Source organism: Rhodococcus sp. PSi06 (assembly GCF_054960675.1).
This window is the reverse complement of the sequence record NZ_JBHNYO010000024.1, coordinates 22,291-44,480: the sequence shown is the minus strand read 5'-3', so window position 1 is coordinate 44,480 and position 22,190 is coordinate 22,291. Positions and strand designations below refer to the sequence as shown.

General features: G+C 65.3%; 18 protein-coding genes. 10 read left to right on the top strand and 8 right to left on the bottom strand.

The genetic code is table 11. From position 1 onward, the window contains the following. Window positions 1–542: 542 nt before the first annotated feature. Window positions 543–2,132, bottom strand: coding sequence for an adenylate/guanylate cyclase domain-containing protein (locus ACFI9K_RS24560; RefSeq protein WP_462665927.1), 1,590 nt, complete (start codon window positions 2,130–2,132; stop codon window positions 543–545). 42 nt (window positions 2,133–2,174) lie between these two features. Between ACFI9K_RS24560 and nucS the strand changes: the two genes are divergently transcribed. Then, a complete protein-coding gene (nucS, locus tag ACFI9K_RS24555; protein WP_032375951.1) occupies window positions 2,175–2,846 on the top strand; it encodes an endonuclease NucS in 672 nt (223 codons plus the stop codon). A 41-nt stretch (window positions 2,847–2,887) separates the two neighbouring features. Then, window positions 2,888–3,205: an ATP/GTP-binding protein gene (locus ACFI9K_RS24550; protein WP_462665926.1), complete on the top strand. Its 318-nt coding sequence runs from the start codon at window positions 2,888–2,890 to the stop codon at window positions 3,203–3,205. Between the two features lie 27 nt (window positions 3,206–3,232). Here the strand turns inward: ACFI9K_RS24550 and ACFI9K_RS24545 are convergent, their stop codons facing one another. Continuing rightward, window positions 3,233–4,195, bottom strand: a complete 963-nt coding sequence (locus ACFI9K_RS24545) for a hypothetical protein (RefSeq protein ID WP_462665925.1) — start codon at window positions 4,193–4,195, stop codon at window positions 3,233–3,235. Between the two features lie 59 nt (window positions 4,196–4,254). Continuing rightward, window positions 4,255–4,737: a methylmalonyl-CoA epimerase gene (gene mce / locus ACFI9K_RS24540; protein WP_462665924.1), complete on the bottom strand. Its 483-nt coding sequence runs from the start codon at window positions 4,735–4,737 to the stop codon at window positions 4,255–4,257. Window positions 4,738–4,841: 104 nt separating this feature from the next. Between mce and ACFI9K_RS24535 the strand changes: the two genes are divergently transcribed. The 3 genes from ACFI9K_RS24535 (at window position 4,842) to ACFI9K_RS24525 (ending at window position 7,461) form a co-directional block, all read left to right on the top strand. Further along, on the top strand, window positions 4,842–6,032 hold the full coding sequence (locus ACFI9K_RS24535) for an acetyl-CoA C-acetyltransferase (protein WP_462665923.1): 1,191 nt from the start codon (window positions 4,842–4,844) through the stop codon (window positions 6,030–6,032). Window positions 6,033–6,100: 68 nt separating this feature from the next. Next, window positions 6,101–6,472 (top strand): DUF3817 domain-containing protein, encoded by a 372-nt coding sequence (locus ACFI9K_RS24530; RefSeq protein WP_222095940.1) that lies wholly within the window; start codon window positions 6,101–6,103, stop codon window positions 6,470–6,472. A gap of 47 nt (window positions 6,473–6,519) precedes the next feature. Further along, window positions 6,520–7,461 (top strand): co-chaperone YbbN, encoded by a 942-nt coding sequence (locus ACFI9K_RS24525; protein WP_462665922.1) that lies wholly within the window; start codon window positions 6,520–6,522, stop codon window positions 7,459–7,461. Between the two features lie 6 nt (window positions 7,462–7,467). On the opposite strand, the gene ACFI9K_RS24520 is transcribed toward ACFI9K_RS24525, so the two are convergent. From ACFI9K_RS24520 to ACFI9K_RS24510, 3 genes are read right to left on the bottom strand one after another with little or no spacing between them, the layout of a single operon-like run. Then, entirely contained in the window at window positions 7,468–8,916 is a 1,449-nt protein-coding gene (locus tag ACFI9K_RS24520; protein ID WP_462665921.1) for a neutral zinc metallopeptidase, read from the bottom strand. After that, entirely contained in the window at window positions 8,917–11,118 is a 2,202-nt protein-coding gene (gene glgB / locus ACFI9K_RS24515; protein WP_462665920.1) for a 1,4-alpha-glucan branching protein GlgB, read from the bottom strand. Window positions 11,119–11,129: 11 nt separating this feature from the next. Next, the gene (locus tag ACFI9K_RS24510; RefSeq protein WP_462665919.1) at window positions 11,130–13,136 is read right to left on the bottom strand and encodes a maltotransferase domain-containing protein; all 2,007 of its coding nucleotides are present in this window, start codon (window positions 13,134–13,136) and stop codon (window positions 11,130–11,132) included. A 204-nt stretch (window positions 13,137–13,340) separates the two neighbouring features. Between ACFI9K_RS24510 and glgP the strand changes: the two genes are divergently transcribed. Beyond that, complete coding sequence (gene glgP / locus ACFI9K_RS24505) at window positions 13,341–15,863, top strand: alpha-glucan family phosphorylase (protein WP_462665918.1); 2,523 nt, start codon at window positions 13,341–13,343, stop codon at window positions 15,861–15,863. A gap of 11 nt (window positions 15,864–15,874) precedes the next feature. Here glgP and ACFI9K_RS24500 read toward each other — a convergent pair whose 3' ends face one another. Next, entirely contained in the window at window positions 15,875–17,923 is a 2,049-nt protein-coding gene (locus ACFI9K_RS24500) for an ATP-dependent DNA helicase (RefSeq protein ID WP_462665917.1), read from the bottom strand. A gap of 50 nt (window positions 17,924–17,973) precedes the next feature. Next, on the bottom strand, window positions 17,974–19,326 hold the full coding sequence (locus ACFI9K_RS24495) for a nicotinate phosphoribosyltransferase (RefSeq protein ID WP_462665916.1): 1,353 nt from the start codon (window positions 19,324–19,326) through the stop codon (window positions 17,974–17,976). 58 nt (window positions 19,327–19,384) lie between these two features. On the opposite strand from ACFI9K_RS24495, the gene clpS reads away from it, so the two are divergent. The 4 genes from clpS to ACFI9K_RS24475 are packed head-to-tail and all read left to right on the top strand — an operon-like array spanning window position 19,385 to window position 22,130. Beyond that, the gene (gene clpS / locus ACFI9K_RS24490) at window positions 19,385–19,744 is read left to right on the top strand and encodes an ATP-dependent Clp protease adapter ClpS (RefSeq protein WP_462665915.1); all 360 of its coding nucleotides are present in this window, start codon (window positions 19,385–19,387) and stop codon (window positions 19,742–19,744) included. 40 nt (window positions 19,745–19,784) lie between these two features. Then, window positions 19,785–20,354: an oxidative stress transcriptional regulator AosR gene (gene aosR / locus ACFI9K_RS24485; RefSeq protein WP_222095933.1), complete on the top strand. Its 570-nt coding sequence runs from the start codon at window positions 19,785–19,787 to the stop codon at window positions 20,352–20,354. Between the two features lie 9 nt (window positions 20,355–20,363). Then, complete coding sequence (locus ACFI9K_RS24480; RefSeq protein ID WP_462665914.1) at window positions 20,364–21,449, top strand: P1 family peptidase; 1,086 nt, start codon at window positions 20,364–20,366, stop codon at window positions 21,447–21,449. Between the two features lie 51 nt (window positions 21,450–21,500). Further along, a complete protein-coding gene (locus ACFI9K_RS24475) occupies window positions 21,501–22,130 on the top strand; it encodes a rhomboid family intramembrane serine protease (protein ID WP_462665913.1) in 630 nt (209 codons plus the stop codon). Window positions 22,131–22,190: the final 60 nt, after the last annotated feature.

Genomic DNA, 22,190 nt, shown 5'->3' with positions numbered 1-22,190 from the left:
GAACCCCTCCAGGTTCGGGGCATCACGCATTTCGAAACCCCCACCCACACACCACAACCCGAACCGCACCGCCCCGCCCGGACCCCCGCCTCACGGCCGGAGCCTCCACCACAGCGGACAGGCAGATCAACGCCCCCCGAAGGGGCACCACACCCCGCTGGCCCACACGCGAGCGCAGTGGCGAAACCCCGGGGCTGTCCACGGCTCGCGACGTCCCAGACACTGCCGGCCACCTACCTCGTCAGCCCGCGCCCCCGTCGCACACGCGCCACCCCGTCGCACACGCGCGCGCATTCGCTAGACGCACGCCTACTCGCGTCCCGTCCACCCACCACGTCGCACGCATCCAACGAGCGCGTTCGCGAAACTAACTCGACACACGGCCCGTATCCGTGAGGAGCGAGCGGAATCGTGAACGAATTAGCGTGCGCCTGGCACACGCGCGTGCGTTTGCTACGGGAGCCGGCCGAGCACGACGTGATGTCGATGACGACGACAGTGACGCGCAACAGGACAGGCCAACCGGACGGTGAATCCGACCGTCAGGCGTGCACGGATTCATTCTCGTCTGCGGCGACCTCCACGTCTTTCGGATTCGCCAGAACGGTCTCCGCCGACCGTCCCCGCAAAGTCACCGCGTCTCCGAATTCCCAGCGATCTGCTTCCTCCGTTGCTGCGCCCTCGACGGCTGTCTTGGACGCAAGAATCGCTCCCGGCGCGTTTTTTGCCAATTCGGATAGGCGAGCGGCCTCGTTCACCGGGTCTCCGATGACCGTGTACTCGAACCTGGATTTTGCACCGACGTTGCCGGCCACTGCGCGTCCGGCCGCAACACCTACTGCGGCGCTGCATTCGGGAACTTCCACCAACAACCGTCGGGCAATTGCGCGTGCGGAAGCCAGCGCGGATCCGCAGTGGTCGGAAATTTCGTTCGGGGCTCCGAAAATGGCCAGCGCGGCGTCGCCCTCGAATTTGTTGATGAAGCCGCCATGCTCGTCCACCTCGTCGACCACCACCGCGAAGAAACGGTTGAGGAGATGCACTACCTCGGTAGGGGGCCGGGATGCTGCCAGCTCCGTCGAACCCACCAGGTCGATGAAGAACACAGCGATGTCGCGTTCCGTTCCGCCGAGTTCGCTCTCGGACTGCAGCGCCTTCTCGGCGACCTCGTGGCCGACGTGCCGGCCGAACAGGTCGCGGATCTTCTCCCGATCGCGAACGCCGTCGGCCATCCGGTTGAACCCACTCTGCAGCTCACCGAGCTCGGTGCCGTCGTATACCGCGAGCCGGACATCCATGTTGCCCTTCTCGACCTCGGCCATACCGGCACGAACGTTGTTGATGGGGGAGGTGGTCGCGAAGCCGCCGAGCACGGTCAATGCGAAACCGAAGACGATCGTGATGCCGCCGAGCGCGAGGATGGACACAGCCAGCTGGGCGGATGTCGTCTCGGGTCGGAGGAATCGAAAGACCGCGATGATCATCAGCCCGGAGACCGGAACGCCGGTTCCCAACAGCCACGACAGAAGCGAGCGACCCATGACCCCGGCGATACGGATGCGCCGTGGGTCGCCTGCTTCCAGAGCCCGAGCCGCAATCGGGCGCAGTGCGAACTCGCTGAGCAGGTAGCTGAACGCGCAGACGACAGTGCCGCCTGCGGCGATCGTGAACGCGACCTTGGGGATCGCCTGTGGTTCGATGATGCCGTCGATCGTGGTCAGCAGCACCAATCCACCGGTCCACAGCGCAATTTGCATGCGTGTCAGTCGCCACGGCATCGCGAGGGTCGCGACCTGTTCGGATCGTGTGGGCTGGCGATCCTCGATGCCCCAGCGCAGACTGCGCAGCGCACGGGTGGTGCCCCAACCGACTCCCACCAGAAACGCCAGGAACACGTATACCGGCACAACGATGAAATTGACCCACCAATAGCGATCCATCTCCAGCACGTTCGGGCCCGGCACCACGACGCTGATCAACACACCGACGATGACCGCACCGATCAAGTTGGACAGGATCAGAAAGACGGTCAGCAACAGCTGGATTCGGATTCGCCGTCGGCGCGGTGATTCGGTGGTGTCCCCGAGAAGTCGGGAACCCAGCGGATTGGAGGATCGTCTCAATTGCGGCATGGTCGTCACAGACTAACGGGGCGTCTGCCCTATGGTGGTCGAGTGCGTTTAGTTATTGCTCGTTGCCAAGTCGATTACGTCGGCCGCCTCACCGCACATCTCCCATCGGCTCGGCGTCTGCTGCTGGTCAAGTCCGATGGTTCGGTGAGTGTGCACGCAGACGACAGGGCGTACAAGCCGCTCAACTGGATGTCTCCACCCTGCTGGACGGTCGAGACCACCGAGGACGAGACGATCAAGTGGGTCGTCACCAACAAGGCCGGCGAGGAACTTCGCATCACCATCGACGACGTCGAGCTCGATTCGAGTCACGAGCTCGGGATCGACCCAGGTTTGGTGAAAGACGGTGTGGAGGCCCATCTTCAGGAGTTGCTGGCCGAGCACGTGAGCACGTTGGGCGATGGATACACCCTCGTTCGGCGTGAATACATGACAGCGATCGGACCGGTGGATCTGCTGTGCCGGAACGCCGATGGTGGAACCGTGGCGGTCGAGATCAAGCGACGTGGTGAGATCGACGGCGTCGAGCAATTGACTCGGTATCTCGAGCTGCTCAATCGTGATCCGCTGTTGGCCCCGGTGAGTGGAGTCTTCGCCGCCCAGGTCATCAAGCCGCAAGCGAAGACGCTGGCCACCGACCGTGGTATTCGTTGTCTCACACTCGACTACGACGTCCTGCGCGGCACCGACAGTACCGAGTTCAGGCTTTTCTGACGACTTTCGGCACCCATCGGCCGGTTCTCTACACTGGACGGGTGCCCCGTCGTAACCAACCCCGCCGTCCGAGTCGGAGCGGCCCGACTGATCTCGGTCCTGCGACCGACTCGGTGCTGGGTGGCAACCGGACCGAGGTCGGTCCGGACGGCGACATGTACACGACGCGCATGATTCCCGGCGCGAAGGCAGTCAAGACATATCGGTGCCCCGGGTGTGATCACGAGGTGCGGCCGGGCGTCGCGCACATCGTCGCGTGGCCTTCGGACGATTTCGGCGGAGCGGACAACCGCCGCCACTGGCACTCCGGATGTTGGACCGGCCGAAACACGCGGGGCCTCACCCGCAGATGGTCGTAGCGGGGAGGCCCAGCGGGTACTGCGAGGTCAGGATGTCGAGTCGGCTGATTCCTTCGCCTCGTCGCTGTCTTTCTCGGCCTTGGCGGCGGCCTTCTCTTCTTCCTTCTTCAGGATTGCCGTCGGGTCGGGATTGTCGAGCAGTTCGCTCTCTCGATTGACCGATGCGAGCATGGCCGGAACCGAGTCGAGCTGGCCGCGAATGCCCAGTAGCTGGGCGAGGACGCGACTACGCAGGACGCGGAGCTCCTCGGCCAATTCCTTGGAGTGCGCGATCCGTCGTTCTGCCTGCTCGCTGGCGGCCTCGAGTCGACGAGCGGACTCGGTGGTCGCCTCTTCGATACGACGAGCTGCATCCGCCTTGCTCGACGCCTCCAGCTCCTCGAGCGCAGTGAGCACCTTGGTGCGACGCTCGGCCATCGTGATCTCGAAGTCCTCCTGGACCTTGGCGCGCTTGGCCTCGGACTCGGCGGCGAGCTTGTCTCGCTCCGCCTGGGCGGCCTCGACCACGCGGGCTGCCTCGGTACGCGCCTGAGCCATGGTCTGCTGGTGCTCTGTTTCCAGAGCCGTTCGGCGTTCTTCGAGTTCTGCAACGAGCGACTCGTGCCGCCCGCGTAGTCGAGCGCTCTCCTGCTGCGCGACCGAGATCATCTCCTCGGACTCCGAATGCGCCTTCGCACGCACCTCGGACGCCTCGTCGGACGCCAGGCGCAACATGCGCGAGATCCGGTCGCTCATGCCTTCGGCCGTGGTGGGCGGAACCGACAGACGGTCGATGTCCTTGCGCAGTTCGTCGATCTCGTCACGAGCGTCGTCGAGTTGTTTGGCCAGATCGCGAGCCTGCGCGGCGGCCGCATCACGGTCGGCCGTCGTCAGACGAAGCTCGGCGTCGAATCGCTCGAAGTAGTTGGTGACTTCGTCGCGGTCGAACCCTTTCCGAACGATGGAAAAGGGAAGTTGCACCGTAGAAGTGCGCTCATGATCGATGGCCATGGCCGTCAATTTACCGTTGAGTCAAGTGGAGAGCCATACGGCTGCTTCACAGAGTTCGATCAGTGCGCCTCGGTGTTCGGCTCGACCAATTCGATCAGTACTCCGCCGGCGTCCTTGGGATGGACGAAGTTGATCCGAGAATCGGCCGTGCCGCGGCGGGGGGCGTCGTACAGCAGCCGTACGCCGCGGGCGCGCAACTCGGTCGAGATTTCCTCGATGTCGGTGACGCGGTAGGCCAACTGCTGAAGTCCGGGGCCGTTGCGGGCGATGAACTTGGCGATGGTGGACGACTCGTCGATCGGTGCGAGCAACTGCAATGCGGCCGCCTGCTCGCCGGCACCGGGGAAGGACAGCATCGCCTCGCGGACGCCCTGCTCCTCGTTGATCTCCTCGTGCACCGCGACCATGCCGAGGTGGTCGGTGTACCAGGCGATGGCCGCATCGAGGTCGGGGACCGCAATACCGACGTGGTCGATAGCCGTCACCAGGTCGGAGCGGAGCGGGGCTCCCGTGAAAGACTGAGTGCTGGAGGTCATGGCCATGACGTTAGCGCCAGCTGCGTTTCGGTGTTCCGCCCGGCCGGAATCGGACGGGGCGTCGGAGCGTTGATCTCGACTAGGCCGTCTTCACACTTTCGGAGGAAATCGTGACCACAACAGTCATCGTCGCCGGCGCTCGTACGCCCGTCGGGCGCTTTTCGGGTGCGCTCAAGGACTTCTCGGGATCGGATCTCGGCGGGATCGCCATCAAGGGTGCACTCGAGAAGGCAGGGGTTGCGCCCGATCAGGTCGACTACGTCATCATGGGCCAGGTTCTGACCGCCGGAGCCGGCCAGATCCCGGCCCGCCAGGCAGCCGTGGCCGCGGGAATCCCGATGACGGTGCCTGCGCTGACGATCAACAAGGTGTGTCTGTCCGGCGTCGACGCGATCGCGCTGGCCGATCAGCTCATTCGCGCCGGTGAGTTCGAGATCGTCGTCGCCGGCGGTCAGGAATCGATGACGCAAGCCCCGCACATGCTGGAGAAGTCGCGGGCCGGATTCAAGTACGGCGATGTCACGATGCGTGATCACCTCGCATACGACGGTTTGTACGACATCTTCACCGACCAGGCCATGGGTGCGCTCACCGAACAGCGCAACCAGAGTGCCGAGGCCATCAGCCGTGAGGAGCAGGACGCCTTCGCCGCTGGGTCACACCAGAAGGCCGCTGCGGCCTGGAAGAACGGCATCTTCGACAACGAGGTCGTTCCCGTGACGATTCCGCAGCGCAAGGGCGACCCGATCCAGTTCACGGCCGATGAGGGCATCCGCGCGGACACCACGGTCGATTCCCTCGGCAAGCTTCGACCCGCGTTCGACAAGGCCGGAACAGTCACTGCCGGCTCGGCGTCGCAGATTTCCGATGGTGCTGCCGCCGTGATTGTGATGAGCAAGGAGAAGGCGGAGTCTCTCGGTTTGACCTGGCTCGCCGAGATCGGGGCCCACGGTGTGGTCGCCGGCCCCGACTCCACGCTGCAGTCGCAGCCGGCCCGTGCCATCGCCAAGGCGTGCGAAAAGGACGGAATCGACCCGAAAGACCTCGACGTCGTCGAGATCAACGAGGCGTTCGCAGCAGTAGGAATCGCCTCGACACGTGAGCTCGGCATCGATCCGGAGATCGTGAACGTCAACGGTGGTGCCATCTCCATCGGGCATCCCCTGGGCATGTCCGGCGCTCGAATCGCATTGCACTTGGCCCTCGAATTGCAGCGACGCGGCGGCGGAGTCGGCGCAGCCGCACTGTGCGGCGGCGGTGGTCAGGGCGACGCCCTGATCGTTCGGGTACCGACGAAGTAAGACCGTAGTGGCTCCGGTCGGATAGTGAGACCAGAGCCACTACGTTCTGTCGTAACAAACCGGGCACAATGGCTGGCATGACCAACTTCTTCAACCTGCGCAGCACGGCCACCCGTTTCCGATTCATCGCTGTGCTCGAGGCGTTCACTTGGCTGGGACTGCTGATCGGAATGGCCTTCAAGTACTTGCCGGCCGACGGCAACGAGATCGGCGTGAAGATCTTCGGGCCGGTCCATGGCGCAGTGTTCATCGTGTACCTGGGTGTAGCGGTGCTGACGGCAGTGAAGTTGAAGTGGGACGTGAAGGCAACCCTGTTGGCGCTCGTCGCGGCGTTCCCGCCCTTCGGCACCGTGATCTTCGAGATCTGGGCCGCGCGCACCGGACGCCTCGCCGAGCTGAGCACGGGCCGGCCCGTAGCCGACGCCAAGGTTCTGTCCTGACTGCCCACCAGTGGATGACCCACCGCGTTAGTGACAAACTGTAGGGCGTGACTCGACCCGGTTCCCGTCCTCCCGTCCGCCCAGCCGCTGTCCCCGCTTCGATCGCCGGTGCTGTCGACCTTTCCGTTCTCAAGGACCGTCCGGCACCTGCTGCAGCGGCCGAGCCCGCCGGCGAAGCCGGAGGGCTTGCACCGATCGTGGATGTGACGGCAGCGACGTTCGAGGCCGAGGTACTACAACGGTCCACCCAGGTTCCGGTGATCGTGGATCTGGGCTCGGCCCGCTCGCCGCAGTCGCAGGCGTTGACCCGACAGCTGGGGCAATTGGCTGTCGAGGCCGCAGGTGCGTGGGTGCTGGCCCGAGTCGACGTCGATTCCAGTCCGCAGATCGCGCAGGCGTTCGGCGTTCAGGCCATCCCGACTGTCGTAGCCGTGGCAGCGGGCCAACCTCTGGCCGATTTCCAAGGCACGCAGTCGGACGAGCAACTGCGGCAGTGGCTGCAGGCCGTCGAGCAGGCGACCGCAGGAAAGCTGACCGGTCCCCCCGGGCCGGCTGCAGCAGAACCGGAACCCGAGGTCGAGGATCCACGAATCGTCGCTGCCGAAGAAGCCATCGACGAGGGAGACTTCGACAAGGCAGTCGCTGCCTACCAGGCGATCATCGACGCCGAACCGAACAACACCGACGCCGTCGCGGCGCTGCGTCAGGTCAAGTTCTTGGCCCGGGTGCAGAACGTGGCACCCGACGCCATCGAGACCGCCGACGCTGACCCCTCCAACGTCCAGGCCCGGATCGACGCTGCGGACGCCGAGATGGCCGGTCAGCAGCCGGAGGAAGCTTTTGCTCGGCTGATCGCGGGCATCAAGGTCAGCGCGGGCGACGACCGGACCGCGTTACGTACCCGGTTGCTCGAACTGTTCGAGCTGTTCGACGCAGCCGACCCGCTGGTCGTGTCTGCCCGACGCAAGCTCGCGTCCGCGCTGTACTGAAATCGCTCAGTTGTAGCGCGATTCGCACAGCTGTTTACCGCCCAGGACTCCCGAGCGGAAGGCGTCGACTCGGGAGAAGCCGGACGGGAGTGTCGTACCGTTGACGTCGCTGGCGACCAGGCCGTCGCTGAGCAGTCCGGACACGGCCTCGTCGAGATCGCCGGGGGAGAGCTGAATTTCGAGACCGGTGTCACTGGACTCAGCGCTCAACGCAGCGGTGATGACCCCGGACAGGCATGCGGAGCGGAGTGCGGTCTGCGGGTCGTCGAGCGTCTGACCCGCTTCCTTCTGCACAGCGAGCGTATAGCGCGAGGCAAACAGAACGTAGGCGCTGTAGTCGCCGGATACGTTGAGCGGCAATATGTCTCCGCGCTGTGGGGTCTCGGGCATGCCGCGTTCTGCGAGTTCTTCCACATCGACACCGATGGTGTTGGTCGATGGGCAGTACGACACCGGAGTGGTGGCTTCGGCGTCGGCGCACCCGGTGTCCGATCCTGCGTAGTCCACCGTCGGCGGATCGGCGACCGGAAGCGCGATCTCGAAAGACTTCGTGAAGGCACCCAGGGTGTCCTCGGTGACCGGTAGCTCACCGGAATCGTCGGCGTCGCTGAACTTCTGCGGCAGTGATGCTCTGCGTGAATCGATTTCGGCCTCGTCGATGCGTGTGCAGGCGGCTGCGCCGTCGGTGAAGCCGATCTGCACGGCGGTGACGCGTTCGAAGGCGGAGCCGTGCACCGACTCCGGATCGTTGGGATCGACATCGCGGACAGCGACCGTTGCGGCGAGAACTCCGTTGAGTCCGTCGGACGTGTTGATGGTGAAGTGCGGCGAATCGCCTTCTGCCACATGTCGAATGAACGCGCCGGCGAAACAGTCGGCCTGTTGTTCGGCCACGATGGTGGGAGTGTCGTCACCGACGAGACCCGATTGGTTCTGAATGGCGTGGCCGTACTCGTGGGCGATCACCATCACCACCGACATCGGTCCGAATGCATCGACCAGAGCGGGAAGCAGAATGGTCCGGTCCCACCCGATCGAGTCGTCGCGCGTGCAGTACGCGGCGTTGGGGACACCGCCGGTTCGGTCGCCGCAAAATCTGACGCCGGATCCTTCGTCCTCGGATGCGTCCCACGAGACCACGTTCGTGATCGGGGTGAACGAGCCTTTGAACAGGGCTGGATACTGCTGTGCCCAGAACTGTTGGATGTCGTCGACAGCGTTGGTGGCGAGGATGTCGGAGTCGGTGCCCTCCGCGTTCTCGACCTCGATCGTCGAGTCGGGGACACCCGGACGTGGTCCGCTCGGACCATTCGTGACCGGTAAGCCGGCGACGGTGAACGGGTTCTCGTAAATGGACACGGCATTACCGCCGACCGTCTGCGCGCACGAGGCGAGGAGGAGGAGCCCTGCAGTGGCGGCCGCAGCCAATGGTCGAGACGTGCGGCCGCCACTCATCTATTGCTCCAGTTTGATCCAGATCGCCCCGTTGGCTGGAAGTGCAACCTGGCCTGACGCCGGTCGACCGTGCCACGAGTGCGATGTTGCCGTCACTTCACCCAGGTTGCCCACTCCGGAGCCGCCGTATTCCGTCGCATCGGTGTTCAGGATTTCGATCCAACGGCCGGGTTCCGGTAGTCCCACACGATAGCTGCCGTGCTCGGAACCGGAGAAGTTGAAAATACACGCGATGACCGAACCGTCGGACCCGTACCGCAGAAAGCTCAGTACGTTGTTCTCGGTGTCGTTGGCGTCGATCCACGAGTACCCGCTCGGCGAGGTGTCGAGAGTCCACAATGCCGGATGCGACTTGTACGTCGCGTTCAGATCCGACACAAGGGATTTGATGCCGTTGTGTAGAGGTTCCTCGTCGATCTGGTACCAGTCGAGGCCGCGTTCCTCGGACCATTCCCGGGTCTGCCCGAATTCCTGGCCCATGAAGAGCAGTTGCTTGCCCGGGTGTGCCCACATGTACGCGAGCATCCCGCGTAGCCCTGCCGCCTTGGTGTAATCGTCACCGGGCATACGGGTCCACAGCGTGCCCTTGCCGTGTACCACCTCGTCGTGGCTGATGGGCAGCAGGTAATTCTCGCTCCATGCGTAGACGAGCGAGAAGGTGATCTCGTGGTGGTGGTAGCTCCGGTGGATCGGATCGCGCCCGAGGAAGCCGAGAGTGTCGTGCATCCACCCCATGTTCCACTTCATGTTGAAGCCGAGTCCGCCGACATTCGTGGGACGGGTGACGCCGGGCCACGCCGTCGACTCCTCGGCCACGGTGACCACGCCGCGGTGCTTCTTGTGCACCGTCGCGTTCATCTCCTGCAGGAAGGTGACGGCCTCGAGGTTCTCACGGCCGCCGTAGACGTTGGGAGTCCAACCGCCCTCTGGCCGGGAGTAATCCAGGTACAACATCGATGCCACGGCGTCGACCCGAAGGCCGTCGATGTGGAACTCGTCGATCCAGTACAAGGCGTTCGCGACCAGGAAGTTGCGAACCTCGCGCCGGCCGAAGTCGAAAACCAAAGTGCCCCAGTCGAGTTGTTCACCTCGCTGCGGGTCGCCGTGTTCGTAGAGCGGGCCGCCGTCGAATCGAGCGAGCGCCCATTCGTCCTTGGGGAAGTGGGCAGGCACCCAGTCCACGATGACGCCGATTCCGGCGCTGTGCAGGTGGTCGACGAAGTAGCGGAAATCGTCGGGGCTGCCGAACCGGGATGTGGGTGCGTAGTAGGACGTCACCTGGTAACCCCAGGACCCGCCGAACGGATGCTCGGCAACCGGGAGCAATTCCACGTGAGTGAACCCGGTCTCGGTGATGTATTCGGCGAGCTGCTCGGCCAGCTCGCGGTACCCCAGACCCGGTCGCCAGGACGCCAGGTGAACTTCGTACACGCTCATCGGTGCCTGCGTGGGTTCGATCCCGGCTCTGGTGTCGAGCCACTTCTCGTCGCTCCAGGTGTACGACGACGCGGTGACGACCGATGCGGTGGACGGTGGAACCTCGGTGGCGAACGCCATCGGATCGGCCTTGTCCTTCACCGAACCGTCGGAGCCGTGTACACGGAACTTGTACAGGGCACCGGGTGCGATGTCGGGGACGAACAGCTCCCAAACCCCGGTGGAGCCGAGGACGCGCATCGGCCAACTACGGCCGGTCCACCCGTCGAAGTCGCCCACCAGTGTGACGCCCTGCGCGGCAGGGGCCCACACCGCGAACGAGGTACCGGTGACGGGGCCGTCGGGGGTGGCGTAGAACTGCTGGTGCGCACCGAGAATGTCCCACAGGCGCTCGTGTCGGCCCTCGCCGAACAGGTGCAGGTCGAGCTCGCCCAGGGTGGGCAGGAACCTGTACCCGTCGGCGGATTCGGACACGTGCCCACCCGGCCAGGTGACCACGAGCCGGTAATCGATCAGGTCCTCGATTGGGACCAGCGCAGAGAAGAGGCCGTGGGCGACGTGGGTCAACTCGTGGTCGACGCCGCCGACCCGGGCGACGACCTTCTCGGCGTCGGGCTTGAGCGCACGGATTGCCGTTCCGCCGGGCACCGGGTGCGCACCGAGCACGGAGTGCGGGTTGTAGTGCCGACCAGCGGCGATCAGATCGAGATCGTTGTCGGACGGGGCTGCGACGGTGTCTTCGGGCGTCGTCGGATTCTTGGTCACGTTGAATCCACTCACTTTCGGTTGCCGCGGTAGGCCAGTTCGATTCGTGCCGGATAGGGAATGTGGGGGAGCGTGAAGATGTGCGCCACCGAGGTCCACGGCTCGAGTCGGACGAAGTTGGTGTGGCCCCAGTTGTAGTGGATGCCGCTCACCTCGTCCTTGATCGTCAGGGTGTCCTGCCAGTCGTGGCCGAGCGCGGGCATGTCCAGATGGACGGTGCCCTCCTCGGCTCCGAACGGATTGAGGTTGACGACCACCAGAACCGAGTCGCCGGTCTGCGGATCGAATTTCGAATACCCGATCAGCGCTTCGTTGTCGATCGTGTGGAAATGGATGTTGCGCAATTGCTGCAGCGCGGGATGCGCACGCCGAATTGCGTTCAGCGTGGTGATCCACGGCTCGAGCGATTCACCGCGGGCCAGCGCACCCTCGAAATCGCGCGGACGCAGTTGGTACTTCTCCGAGTCCAGGTACTCTTCGCTGCCCTCTCGTACGGCCTGATGTTCGTACAGTTCGTACCCGGAGTACACGCCCCACGTCGGTGCCAACGTGGCCGCCAGGGCTGCTCGCAGAGCGAACATTCCAGGCCCGCCGTGTTGCAGGCTCTCGTGCAGGATGTCCGGAGTGTTGACGAAGAGATTCGGACGAGCGTCGTCGGCTCGTCGAGCGTGCTCTTCGGCGAACTCGGTCAGCTCCCACTTGGCTGTGCGCCAGGTGAAGTACGTGTAGGACTGGGTGAAGCCGCGCTGTGCCAGGCCGTACATACGAACCGGCCTGGTGAACGCCTCGGCGAGGAACAGCACGTCCGGATCGGTCTTCTTGACCTCGGCGATGAGCCATTCCCAGAAGTCCGGTGGCTTGGTGTGCGGGTTGTCGACTCGGAAGACCTTGACGCCCAGTGAAATCCAGTAGCGGACAACGCGCAGTACTTCTTCGTAGATGCCGCGTCGATCGTTGTCGAAGTTGACCGGATAGATGTCCTGGTACTTCTTCGGAGGGTTCTCGGCGTACGCGATCGTGCCGTCCGGAAGGACGGTGAACCACTCGGAATGTGTTGCGGCCCAAGGGTGATCGGGAGCGGCCTGAAGGGCGAGGTCGAGTGCCACCTCGAGGCCGTGCTCGTGCGAGGCGGCGACGAAGGTTCGGAAATCGTCCTCGGTTCCCAGCTCGGGATGGATGGCATCGTGCCCGCCGTCCTTCGACCCGATTGCCCACGGCGACCCGACGTCCTCGGGGCCGGGAGTCAGCGTGTTGTTCGGACCCTTCCGGTTGATCGTGCCGATCGGGTGGATCGGTGGCAGGTAGACGATGTCGAAGCCCATTCGCGCGATGCGAGGCAGTTGCTCGATCGATGTGGCGAAGGTGCCGTGCCGAGGTGAGCCGTCCTCGTTCCAGCCGCCGGTCGATCGTGGGAAGAACTCGTACCACGCACCGTTGAGAGCGAGATTGCGATCGACCCAGATGTTGACCGCCCGCGACCTCGTCACCAGCTCACGCAACGGATGCGCGAACAGCAGTTCGGCGACCGAGGCCGAGAATGCCGAGGACACCCGCGCCGGCAGCGGGCGATCGGTGTCGCGCAGGGCAGCGGCGACATCGGCGAGTAGTTGCCTGCTCTCTGCGGGAACTCCGGTGGAGGCGCGAAGGAACAGGCGCGCCCCTATCTCGAGGTCGTTCGCGAGTTCGTGCGCACTCTGACCGACGCCGAGCTTCGCCTCGACGGCATGCCGCCAGGTGCTCACCGGATCGCTCCACGCTTCGATACGGCAGATCCAGTAACCGGGCCGGGACGGGACGAACACCGCGTCGAACGTGTCCGGCTCGTGGCCGGGCGTCATGGGAATGCGTTCGAGCTTGCCTCCCGGTCCGCGCACCGACAGCGTCGCGGCCACCGCGTCGTGACCCTCGCGCCAGACATCGGCGGAGACCGGAAAGGTCTCGCCCACCACCGCTTTCGCGGGGTATTTCCCGGTCGTCGTATCTGGAAGGACATTGTCGATACCAAGTCGACCTGTCACTTCACACTCCATTCTTCGTTAGAGGTATGGCTGCGCGGGCGCAACCTCTGATCGAACCGATATTTGGTGTGCTTCTACTCGTCAACCGTAGTGCAGCAGCGCAGATGGCGCGTGCGCCGACGCATACTGACCGCGACGGACCGACGAGGCAATTTTCGCCGAGCACCCCATCGGCACAGGTATCCGTGGGTAGGGTTCGGCTCTGTGAAAGCCTTGCGTCGATTCACCGTCCGAGCCCACCTTCCCGCCCGTCTGAATGCCCTCGCCGAGCTCTCGACAAACCTCCGGTGGTCGTGGCACACGGCGACGCAGGATCTGTTCGAGCACGTGGACCCGCTGCTATGGACCGAACTCGAACGTGATCCGTTGGCGGTGCTCGGAGCCGTCGCACCGGACCGTCTCGAAGAACTGGCCGCCGACGAGACGTTCCTGACCGAGCTCGACGCCGCCGAGAAGGACTTGCACGACTACCTCGCTCGCCCGCTCTGGTATCAGGATCAGCTGTCCGAGGGACGGGCTCTGCCGTCGGGCATCGGGTATTTCTCGATGGAGTTCGGCGTCACCGAGGTGCTGCCCAACTACTCCGGCGGCCTCGGCATCCTGGCCGGTGACCACCTCAAAGAAGCCTCTGACCTGGGTCTTCCGCTGATAGGCGTCGGGTTGCTCTACCGCTCGGGGTACTTTCGCCAGTCGCTGACCGCCGATGGCTGGCAGGCCGAGCGCTATCCGTCCCTGGACCCACACGGTCTTCCGCTGCGGCTGCTCACCGACGATGGGGACGCTCCCGTTCTGATCCACGTGTCCATGCCGGGATCGCGCGTACTCCGTGCGCGCGTGTGGATCGCCCAGGTAGGACGTGTCCCGCTTCTGTTGCTCGATTCCGATATCGCCGACAACGATCCCGAGCTACGCGGGGTGACCGACCGGTTGTACGGCGGCGATCAAGACCACCGCATCAAGCAGGAGATCCTCGCCGGTATCGGCGGAGTTCGGGCAATTCGGGCCTACACCCGTGCACACGGTCTGCCCGACCCCGAGGTGTTCCACATGAACGAGGGCCACGCAGGCTTCCTCGGCGTAGAGCGCATCCGGGAACTCGTCACCACCGGCGCGCTGGACTTCGACTCGGCTCTCGCTGCGGTGCGCGCCGGCACCGTGTTCACCACGCACACCCCGGTCCCCGCAGGAATCGACCGGTTTCCGGCCGATCTGGTGCGGCACTACTTCGGCAGTGCCGACGGGGGACCGGATTCCGCGTTGTTGCCGGGCCTGCCGATGGACCGCATTCTCGCACTCGGCGGCGAGAGCGATCCCTCGGTGTTCAACATGGCGCACATGGGATTGCGGCTCGGTCAACGAGCCAACGGAGTGTCGAAGCTGCACGGCATCGTCAGCCGCGAGATGTTCAACGGACTGTGGCCGGGATTCGATGCATCCGAGGTGCCCATCGGCTCGGTCACCAACGGAGTGCACGCCCCGACGTGGTCTGCGCGGGAGTGGGCGCAGGGCGGCGAATTGTCCTCGGAGCACCTGTGGTCCACGCGTAACGCACTGCGTGCGCAATTGGTGGACGAGGTACGCCGCCGAGTGCGACGATCGGCACTCGAACGAGGCTCCACCCAGGCCGAGATCAGTTGGACTGCAAACGTTTTCGACCCGAACGTGCTGACGGTCGGGTTCGCTCGACGCGTACCGACGTACAAGCGCTTGACTCTGATGCTGCGCGAACCCGAGCGACTGCGAGCGATGTTGCTGGACCCCCAGCGACCGGTTCAACTGGTGGTGGCCGGCAAGTCGCATCCCGCAGACGACGGCGGAAAGGCGCTCATCCAGCAGATCGTCAGATTCGCCGATGACGCCGGAGTGCGGCACCGCATCGTATTTCTGCCCGACTACGACATGTCCATGGCACGCTTCCTGTACTGGGGTTGCGATGTGTGGCTGAACAATCCGCTGCGTCCGCTCGAAGCGTGCGGTACCTCGGGCATGAAATCGGCACTCAACGGCGGCCTCAATCTCTCGATCCGCGACGGGTGGTGGGACGAGATGTACGACGGCGAGAACGGCTGGGCCATCCCGACCGCCGATGGCGTCACCGACGACGAGCGACGAGACGATCTGGAAGCAGCTGCGCTGTACGAGCTGCTCGAACAAGCTGTGCTGCCCAAGTTCTACGACCGCGGCGAGGACGGCATGCCCAGCCGATGGGTCGAGATGGTGCGCCACACCATCGAACAGCTGGGCCCGAAGGTGCTGGCGTCGAGAATGGTGCAGGAGTACACACTCGGCTACTACGCGCCGGCTGCCGAGTCGGTTCGAGCGGTCTCGGCCGACGGTCACCGCGGTGCCGCCGATGTGGCGTCGTACCGGCGCCGCATCGAACAGTCCTGGAGCGCAGTGAAAGTCACCCACGTCGACAGTGAAGGACTACCGGACACTCCGGTGATCGGTGCGGAACTGTCGTTGCGCGCGAACGTCGACCTCGGCGGTTTGGACGCGTCGGACGTCGTGGTGCAGGCGGTGGTGGGTCGCGCCGACGACGAGGAGAACCTCACCGACATCCGGACGTCGGTCATGACGCACGTGGGTACCGAGGGCAGCGAGCACGTCTATGCAGGCGAGAGCACGCTGCCGCACAGTGGCGCAGTGGGATACACCGTGCGTGTACTGCCGCACCACGCCGGCCTGGCCTCGGATGCAGAGCTGGGTCTGGTCTCGGCTCCGTAGGGGCGCAGGCGCTACTTACCTGCCAGACGGGTGAGCGCCTTGCGCACCACCTCCGGGTCCGACGTCTCCCAGAACGGAGGCAAGGAGGCTCGGAGGTAGCCGCCGTAGCGGGCCGTGGCCAAGCGCGAATCGAGAACGGCGACAACGCCTTTGTCGTCGACGCTGCGGAGCAGGCGGCCGACGCCCTGGGCCAACAGCAGCGCTGCGTGGTTGGCTGCGACTGCCAGGAACCCGTTCCCACCCCGGGACTCGACGGCCTGCTGCCGGGCCACGAGTAACGGGTCGTCGGGTCGGGGAAACGGAATCCGATCCAGGATCACCAGGCTCAGCGACGGACCGGGCACGTCGACGCCCTGCCACAGCGACAAGGTTCCGAACAGAGACGTGGCCTCGTCATCGGCGAACTTCTGCACGAGCGCGCCGGTGGAGTCGTCGCCCTGACACAGGACCGGTGTGTCGAGACGCTCCCGCATCTCCTCCGCAGCGGCCTTGGCCGCACGCATCGAGGAGAAGAGCCCGAGCGTTCGCCCTCCAGCGGCACTGACGAGCGACTCGATTTCGTCGAGGTAGGACTTGGAGAGTCCATCGCGTCCGGGTGGAGACAAGTGCTTGGCGATGTACATGATGCCGGCGCGAGCGTGGTCGAACGGCGAACCGACGTCCAGCGAATTCCAGCGAATCGACCCGTCGTCGGACGGCGGCTCCACCCCCGATGCCATCGCCGTGTCGCTGCGTGACGGCGTCTCCGCGGGTAATCCCCAGTTGACGGCCAATCCGTCGAACGAGCCGCCGACCGTCAGAGTCGCCGACGTCAATACCACGGTGGACTCCGCGAACAGCCTGGCCCGCAGTAGCCCGCCCACCGAGAGCGGAGCGATGCGGACGGTGCGTTTGACGTTGCCGCGGAAGTCGTCGACGGCGTGCCAGACGACGTCTCGACGCTTGGCCGGATCGGGTTCGTCGAACGCGGTGAGGACGCGAACCGCGCTGTCGTGGACCTCGTCGACCGCGACGAGTGCGGCACTGCGAGCCGCGGCGGCCTCGGGGTCGCTGGCCGCCATGCCCTGCTTGGTGGGGCCGATCGCGGTGCGGACGGCCCAGGCGGCGTCGCGGATGGAGGCGAGCGCAGGACCGACGCCGTCGGGCAGTGACTGCCAGCGGCTGGGGGGTAGCTCATCGAGAATTGCAGCCCAGTTCTCGGCCGCTCCTTCGAGTCGGTCCACGGTCTCTTCTTCGATCAACTTCGCGCTCCGGCGAGCGGCAGCGGTGACGGTGGCGGCCGACAACTCCTCGGTGGCAACGCCGGTCACGCGGTCCACCAATTCGTGAGCCTCGTCGACGACCACGACGTCGTGCTCGGGCAGGATCTGAATTCCGGTGATCGCGTCGATCGCGAGCAGGGCGTGATTGGTCACCACGACGTCGACCTGGGCGGCCTCGGTGCGGGCGCGCTCGGCAAAGCAGTCCTCTCCGACGGGGCAGCGGGACTTGCCCAGGCATTCGCGCGCCGTGACGCTGACCTGACGCCAGGCCTGATCGCTGACTCCGGGTACGACGTCGTCCCGGTCACCCGTTTCGGTCTCCGATGACCACTTGGTCAGCCGGACCACCTCGCGACCCATGCGCGAGACCGCGAACGGGTCGAACAGTTCCGCATCCGGAGCTTCCTGCGCGGCACCGGTGTGGATCTTGTTCATGCACAGGTAGTTGTTGCGGCCCTTCAAAATTGCGAACTTCGGCCGCCGGCCCAGAGCGTCGGTCAGCGCATCGGACAGGCGCGGCAGGTCGCGATCGACCAACTGCCGCTGCAGCGCGATGGTGGCGGTGGAGACGATGACGGTCTTTCCCGATTCGACCGCGTGCCTGATGCTGGGCACGAGGTACGCGAGGGACTTACCGGTACCGGTGCCTGCCTGTACCGCGAGATGCTCACCGGTGTCGATCGAGTGCGCCACCGCCGAGGCCATCGTCAACTGATTGCTACGTTCCTTGCCGCCCAGCGAATGCACCGCGACCTGCAGGAGAGCGGGGACGGTGGGCAACTCGGTCTTCGACGGCACCGAAGAAGACTACTGCCGATCGCCCGTGGGGTTCGGCACCGACACCGCCCCTAGCTCTCGACGAAGCGGGTCGGTATCGCCGGTTCGCCCTGGGACAGCTTCAGGCCCTCCCACGGCAGGCTGACCAGCCGCGCGGCAAGGAGTTTCCGGCCGTCGGCCAGCGTCGGCAGGTCGGGGACGCGCTCGCCGCCGCGGACCAACGGCGTGGTCAACGTCTCTACCGTCACATCGTCGTCGTCGACGGTCGGGTGAGCGTCGAACGGGTGCACGATCTCCTCGACGGCTGTACCGGTGCTGCGTGCCGTCCGCATCGCGGCCTTGGTGCCTCCGCGGGATTCCTTGTGGCTGCTGCGCTTGGCGACAGGGATACCGTCGACCGTGACCAGTTTGTAGACCATGCCCGCCGTCGGTGCACCCGAACCGGTGACCAGCGATGTGCCGACGCCGTAGGAGTCGACCGGCTCGGCCCGTAGTGCGGCGATCGCGTATTCGTCGAGGTCTCCGGAGACGACGATCTTGGTCTTCGGTGCGCCCAGAGCGTCCAGCTGGTCGCGCACCTGGCGCGCGAGCACCCCGAGGTCTCCGGAGTCGATGCGCACCCCGCCGAGTTCGGGCCCGGCCACCTCGATGGCGTTGGCGACTCCCTGGGTGATGTCGTAGGTGTCGACGAGCAGGGTGGTGCTCACGCCGAGGGCGCGTACCTGCGCCGCGAAGGCAGACTTTTCGTCCGGGCCGTCGTCGGTGGTGTGCAGCAGGGTGAAGGCGTGAGCCGACGTGCCTGCGCCCGGAACGCCGTGCCTGCGGACGGCTTCCAGATTGGACGTTGCGGTGAAGCCGGCCAGATAGGCCGCCCGTGACGCCGCGACGGCGGCCTCTTCGTGGGTGCGCCGCGATCCCATCTCGATGATCGGTCGCGATTCCGCAGACGCCTTCATCCGCGCTGCCGCCGACGCGATGGCACTGTCGTGATTGAGGATGGACAACACCAGAGTTTCGAGAACGACGCACTCCGCGAACGTGCCGCGGACGGTCAGTACGGGCGAGCCGGGGAAATAGAGCTCGCCTTCGCGGTAACCGTCGATGTCGCCGGTGAAACGGTAGTTGCGCAGCCACTCGACGGTGTCCGCGTCCAGGAATTCGGCCACGATCCGTAGCTCGTCCGGGCCGAACCGAAAACGCTCGAGGGCGTCGAGTATTCGCCCGGTGCCTGCCACAACCCCATACCGGCGGCCTGCGGGCAGCCTCCGCGCGAATACCTCGAAGCTGCACACACGATCTGCATTACCGCTGGCCAGAGCGGCCGACAGCATCGTGTATTCGTATTGATCGGTCAACAGCGCGGTGCTGACGCCGGCGTTGGAAATCGTGTGATCGGTGGTCGCGTCGTTGCTCACCTCGCCCACCCTACGAGCGAAGGGGCGACGGTGGGGCGCTGGCCCGACACGCCGTACCCTGATGGGCATGCCTTGGTTGACGGTGGATGTGTCGCTTCTGCCCGTGGACGGCGTCTCGGCAGGTGAGGTCCGCGCAGCGTCACCGCAAGCGGTACCGGCCCAGACCGAGGCCGTTGCCGCCGACGAGGCACACGACACTCCGTGGGTCACGATCGTGTGGGACGACCCGGTCAACCTCATGCACTACGTCACCTACGTCTTCCAGAAGCTTTTCGGCTACAGCAAGGCCAAGGCGACCGAGCTGATGATGCAGGTTCATTCCGAGGGCAAAGCCGTCGTGTCGAGCGGTGAGCGTGACGCGATGGAAAACGATGTTCGACGCCTGCACGCGGCTGGTCTGTGGGCCACCATGCAGCAGGACAAATAACAGCTCACCACCTCCCCGTCAGAGAAGGACATCAGCAACAGTGCGCACGTGGACGAGACGGAATTCGCTGTCCGGAGTCAAGATCAAATCCGAGATCGATGCGCGTGAGGCTGCAGTGCTCAGGTCTCTGGTCGGCTCGGTCCTCGGATTGTTGCGTGACCGTTCCGCCGACGCGCCCACCGACGAGCTGGCCGCGCTGACCGGTCTGCGTACCGGCCACAACACTCCGCCCGAGGATGCTGCGCTGGCACGGCTGCTCCCGGACTTCCACCGCGCCGATCCCAGCCGCGACGACGAGGATCCGACCGATCTCAACGGCGCTCTCCGTGGCCTTCACGAGCCCGAGATCATCGACGAGAAGGTGGCGGCCGGATCGATGATCCTGTCCACACTGCCCGAGTCCGGGGGCAAGATCGTGCTGACCCAGGAGCAGGCCGACGCGTGGCTCACCGGACTGAACGACGTCCGGCTGGCTCTCGGCACCACACTGGGCATCAGTGCAGACACACCCGATGTCCTCGACGAGGGCGATCCTCGCGCCCCGCACCTCGACGTGTATCACTGGTTGACCTGGATGCAGGATTCCCTGGTACAGGTCCTCGTTCCTTAGGACGCCGACGTGACCGCAGCCTTCGCGAAAACCGGACCACGGGACTGCCTGACCGATGTGGCAGGTCTGTCGGTCGGCCATCATCACGAACTCGACGACGACGCCTCGATGGGATCCGGTTCGGCCACCGGCTGCACCGTGGTTCGCGTCGATGGTGGCGCAACAGCGGCAGTCGACGTACGCGGCGGCGGACCGGGAACGCGCGAGACCGATCTACTCGATCCGAGTCATTCCGTTCGACACGTCAACGCGATCCTGTTGACCGCGGGCAGTGCATACGGGCTGGCGGCCGCAGACGGCGTCATGCGGTGGCTCGAGGAGCACGAACAGGGCATCCCGATGGGCAGTCCAGGGCACGTCGTGCCGATCGTGCCGGCCGCGGTGATCTTCGATCTGCCCGTCGGCGACTGGGCAGCGCGCCCGACCGCGGAGTTCGGCTACCGCGCCGCGGCCGCGGCGGCGACCGAGTTCGCGACGGGATCGGTGGGGGCAGGAGTCGGTGCCCGCGCCGGCGTGCTCAAAGGAGGCGTGGGCACCGCGAGCACGGTGATCCAAGGCGGCCCGGCCGACGGGGTGACGGTGGCGGCTCTGATGGTCGCCAATCCCGTCGGCGAGGTGTTCGATCCACGGACAGGCTTGTTGTGGGGCACCAGCACTCTGGGCCCTGCGGTATTCGGCATGCGTGAGCCCCACGCCGACGAGGTGCAGGCCGCGCTGGCGCTCGATCCCAAGAACAGTGCCCTCAACACCACGATCGGTGTGGTCGCCACGGACGCGACGCTGTCGTCGGCGTCCTGCGCTCGGATTGCCGTCGCGGGCCACGACGGGCTCGCGCGTGCAATCCGACCTGCGCACTCGCCACTCGACGGCGACACCGTCTTCGCCGTGTCCACGGGTACCGAGCCCGCCGCCGCCGAGTCTTCGGTACCCGCTGCGTTCTCCGCCGAGATACCGGTACTTGCTGCGGTCACCGAAGCGGCTGCACTCGTCGTGGAACGGGCGATCGTCCGCGCCCTGCTCGACGCCACCTCGGTGGCCGGCATCCCCACCTACCGCCAGATGTTCCCCTCGGCCTTCCCCGCAACGCGTTCCTGACCGGCAGGTAGCCCTACCGGTACCGTGGTGATACCGAGGTTGGAGGCGATCATGAGTGAGACCGGCAAGCTTCCCGGCACCCGAGAGCGGCCCGCGTGGATGCAGGCGGCGGTATTCGTCGGAGCATTCGTCGCGCTGCTGTGGATCATCGAGATCATCGATGTCGCGAGCGGATCGCGGCTCGAACGCAACGGAATCGAGCCCAGGTCCGTCGACGGACTGTGGGGCATTCTGTTCGCGCCTGTCCTGCACGACGATTGGCAGCATCTGATCGCCAACACGGTCCCCATGATCGTGCTCGGATTCTTGGTGTTGCTCTCGGGAATGGCTCGTGGTCTGGCGGCCACCGGGATCATCTGGGTCGTCGGCGGCTTCGGTACCTGGCTCACGGCCGGGGCCTACAGCAACACGATCGGTGCATCGATTCTGATCTTCGGGTTCATCGCCTACCTGCTCGTTCGAGGCTTCTTCACCCGGCAACTCGGCCAGCTGGCGATCGGCGTGGTGGTGTTCGTGCTGTACGGCAGCGCGTTGTGGGGCGTACTGCCGAGCGATCCGAACATCTCCTGGCAGGGCCATCTGTTCGGGGCCATCGGCGGAGTGGTCGCCGCCCGGATGTTGTCGGCCGATGCACGCGCCGAGCGCGCCCGGACGAAAGCACTCGGTCGATCCGCTTCGTGACCGTCGGGTCGCCGTTCGGTGGTCGATTTCGCCGACTCGCGATGCGAATAGTGCCCGAAC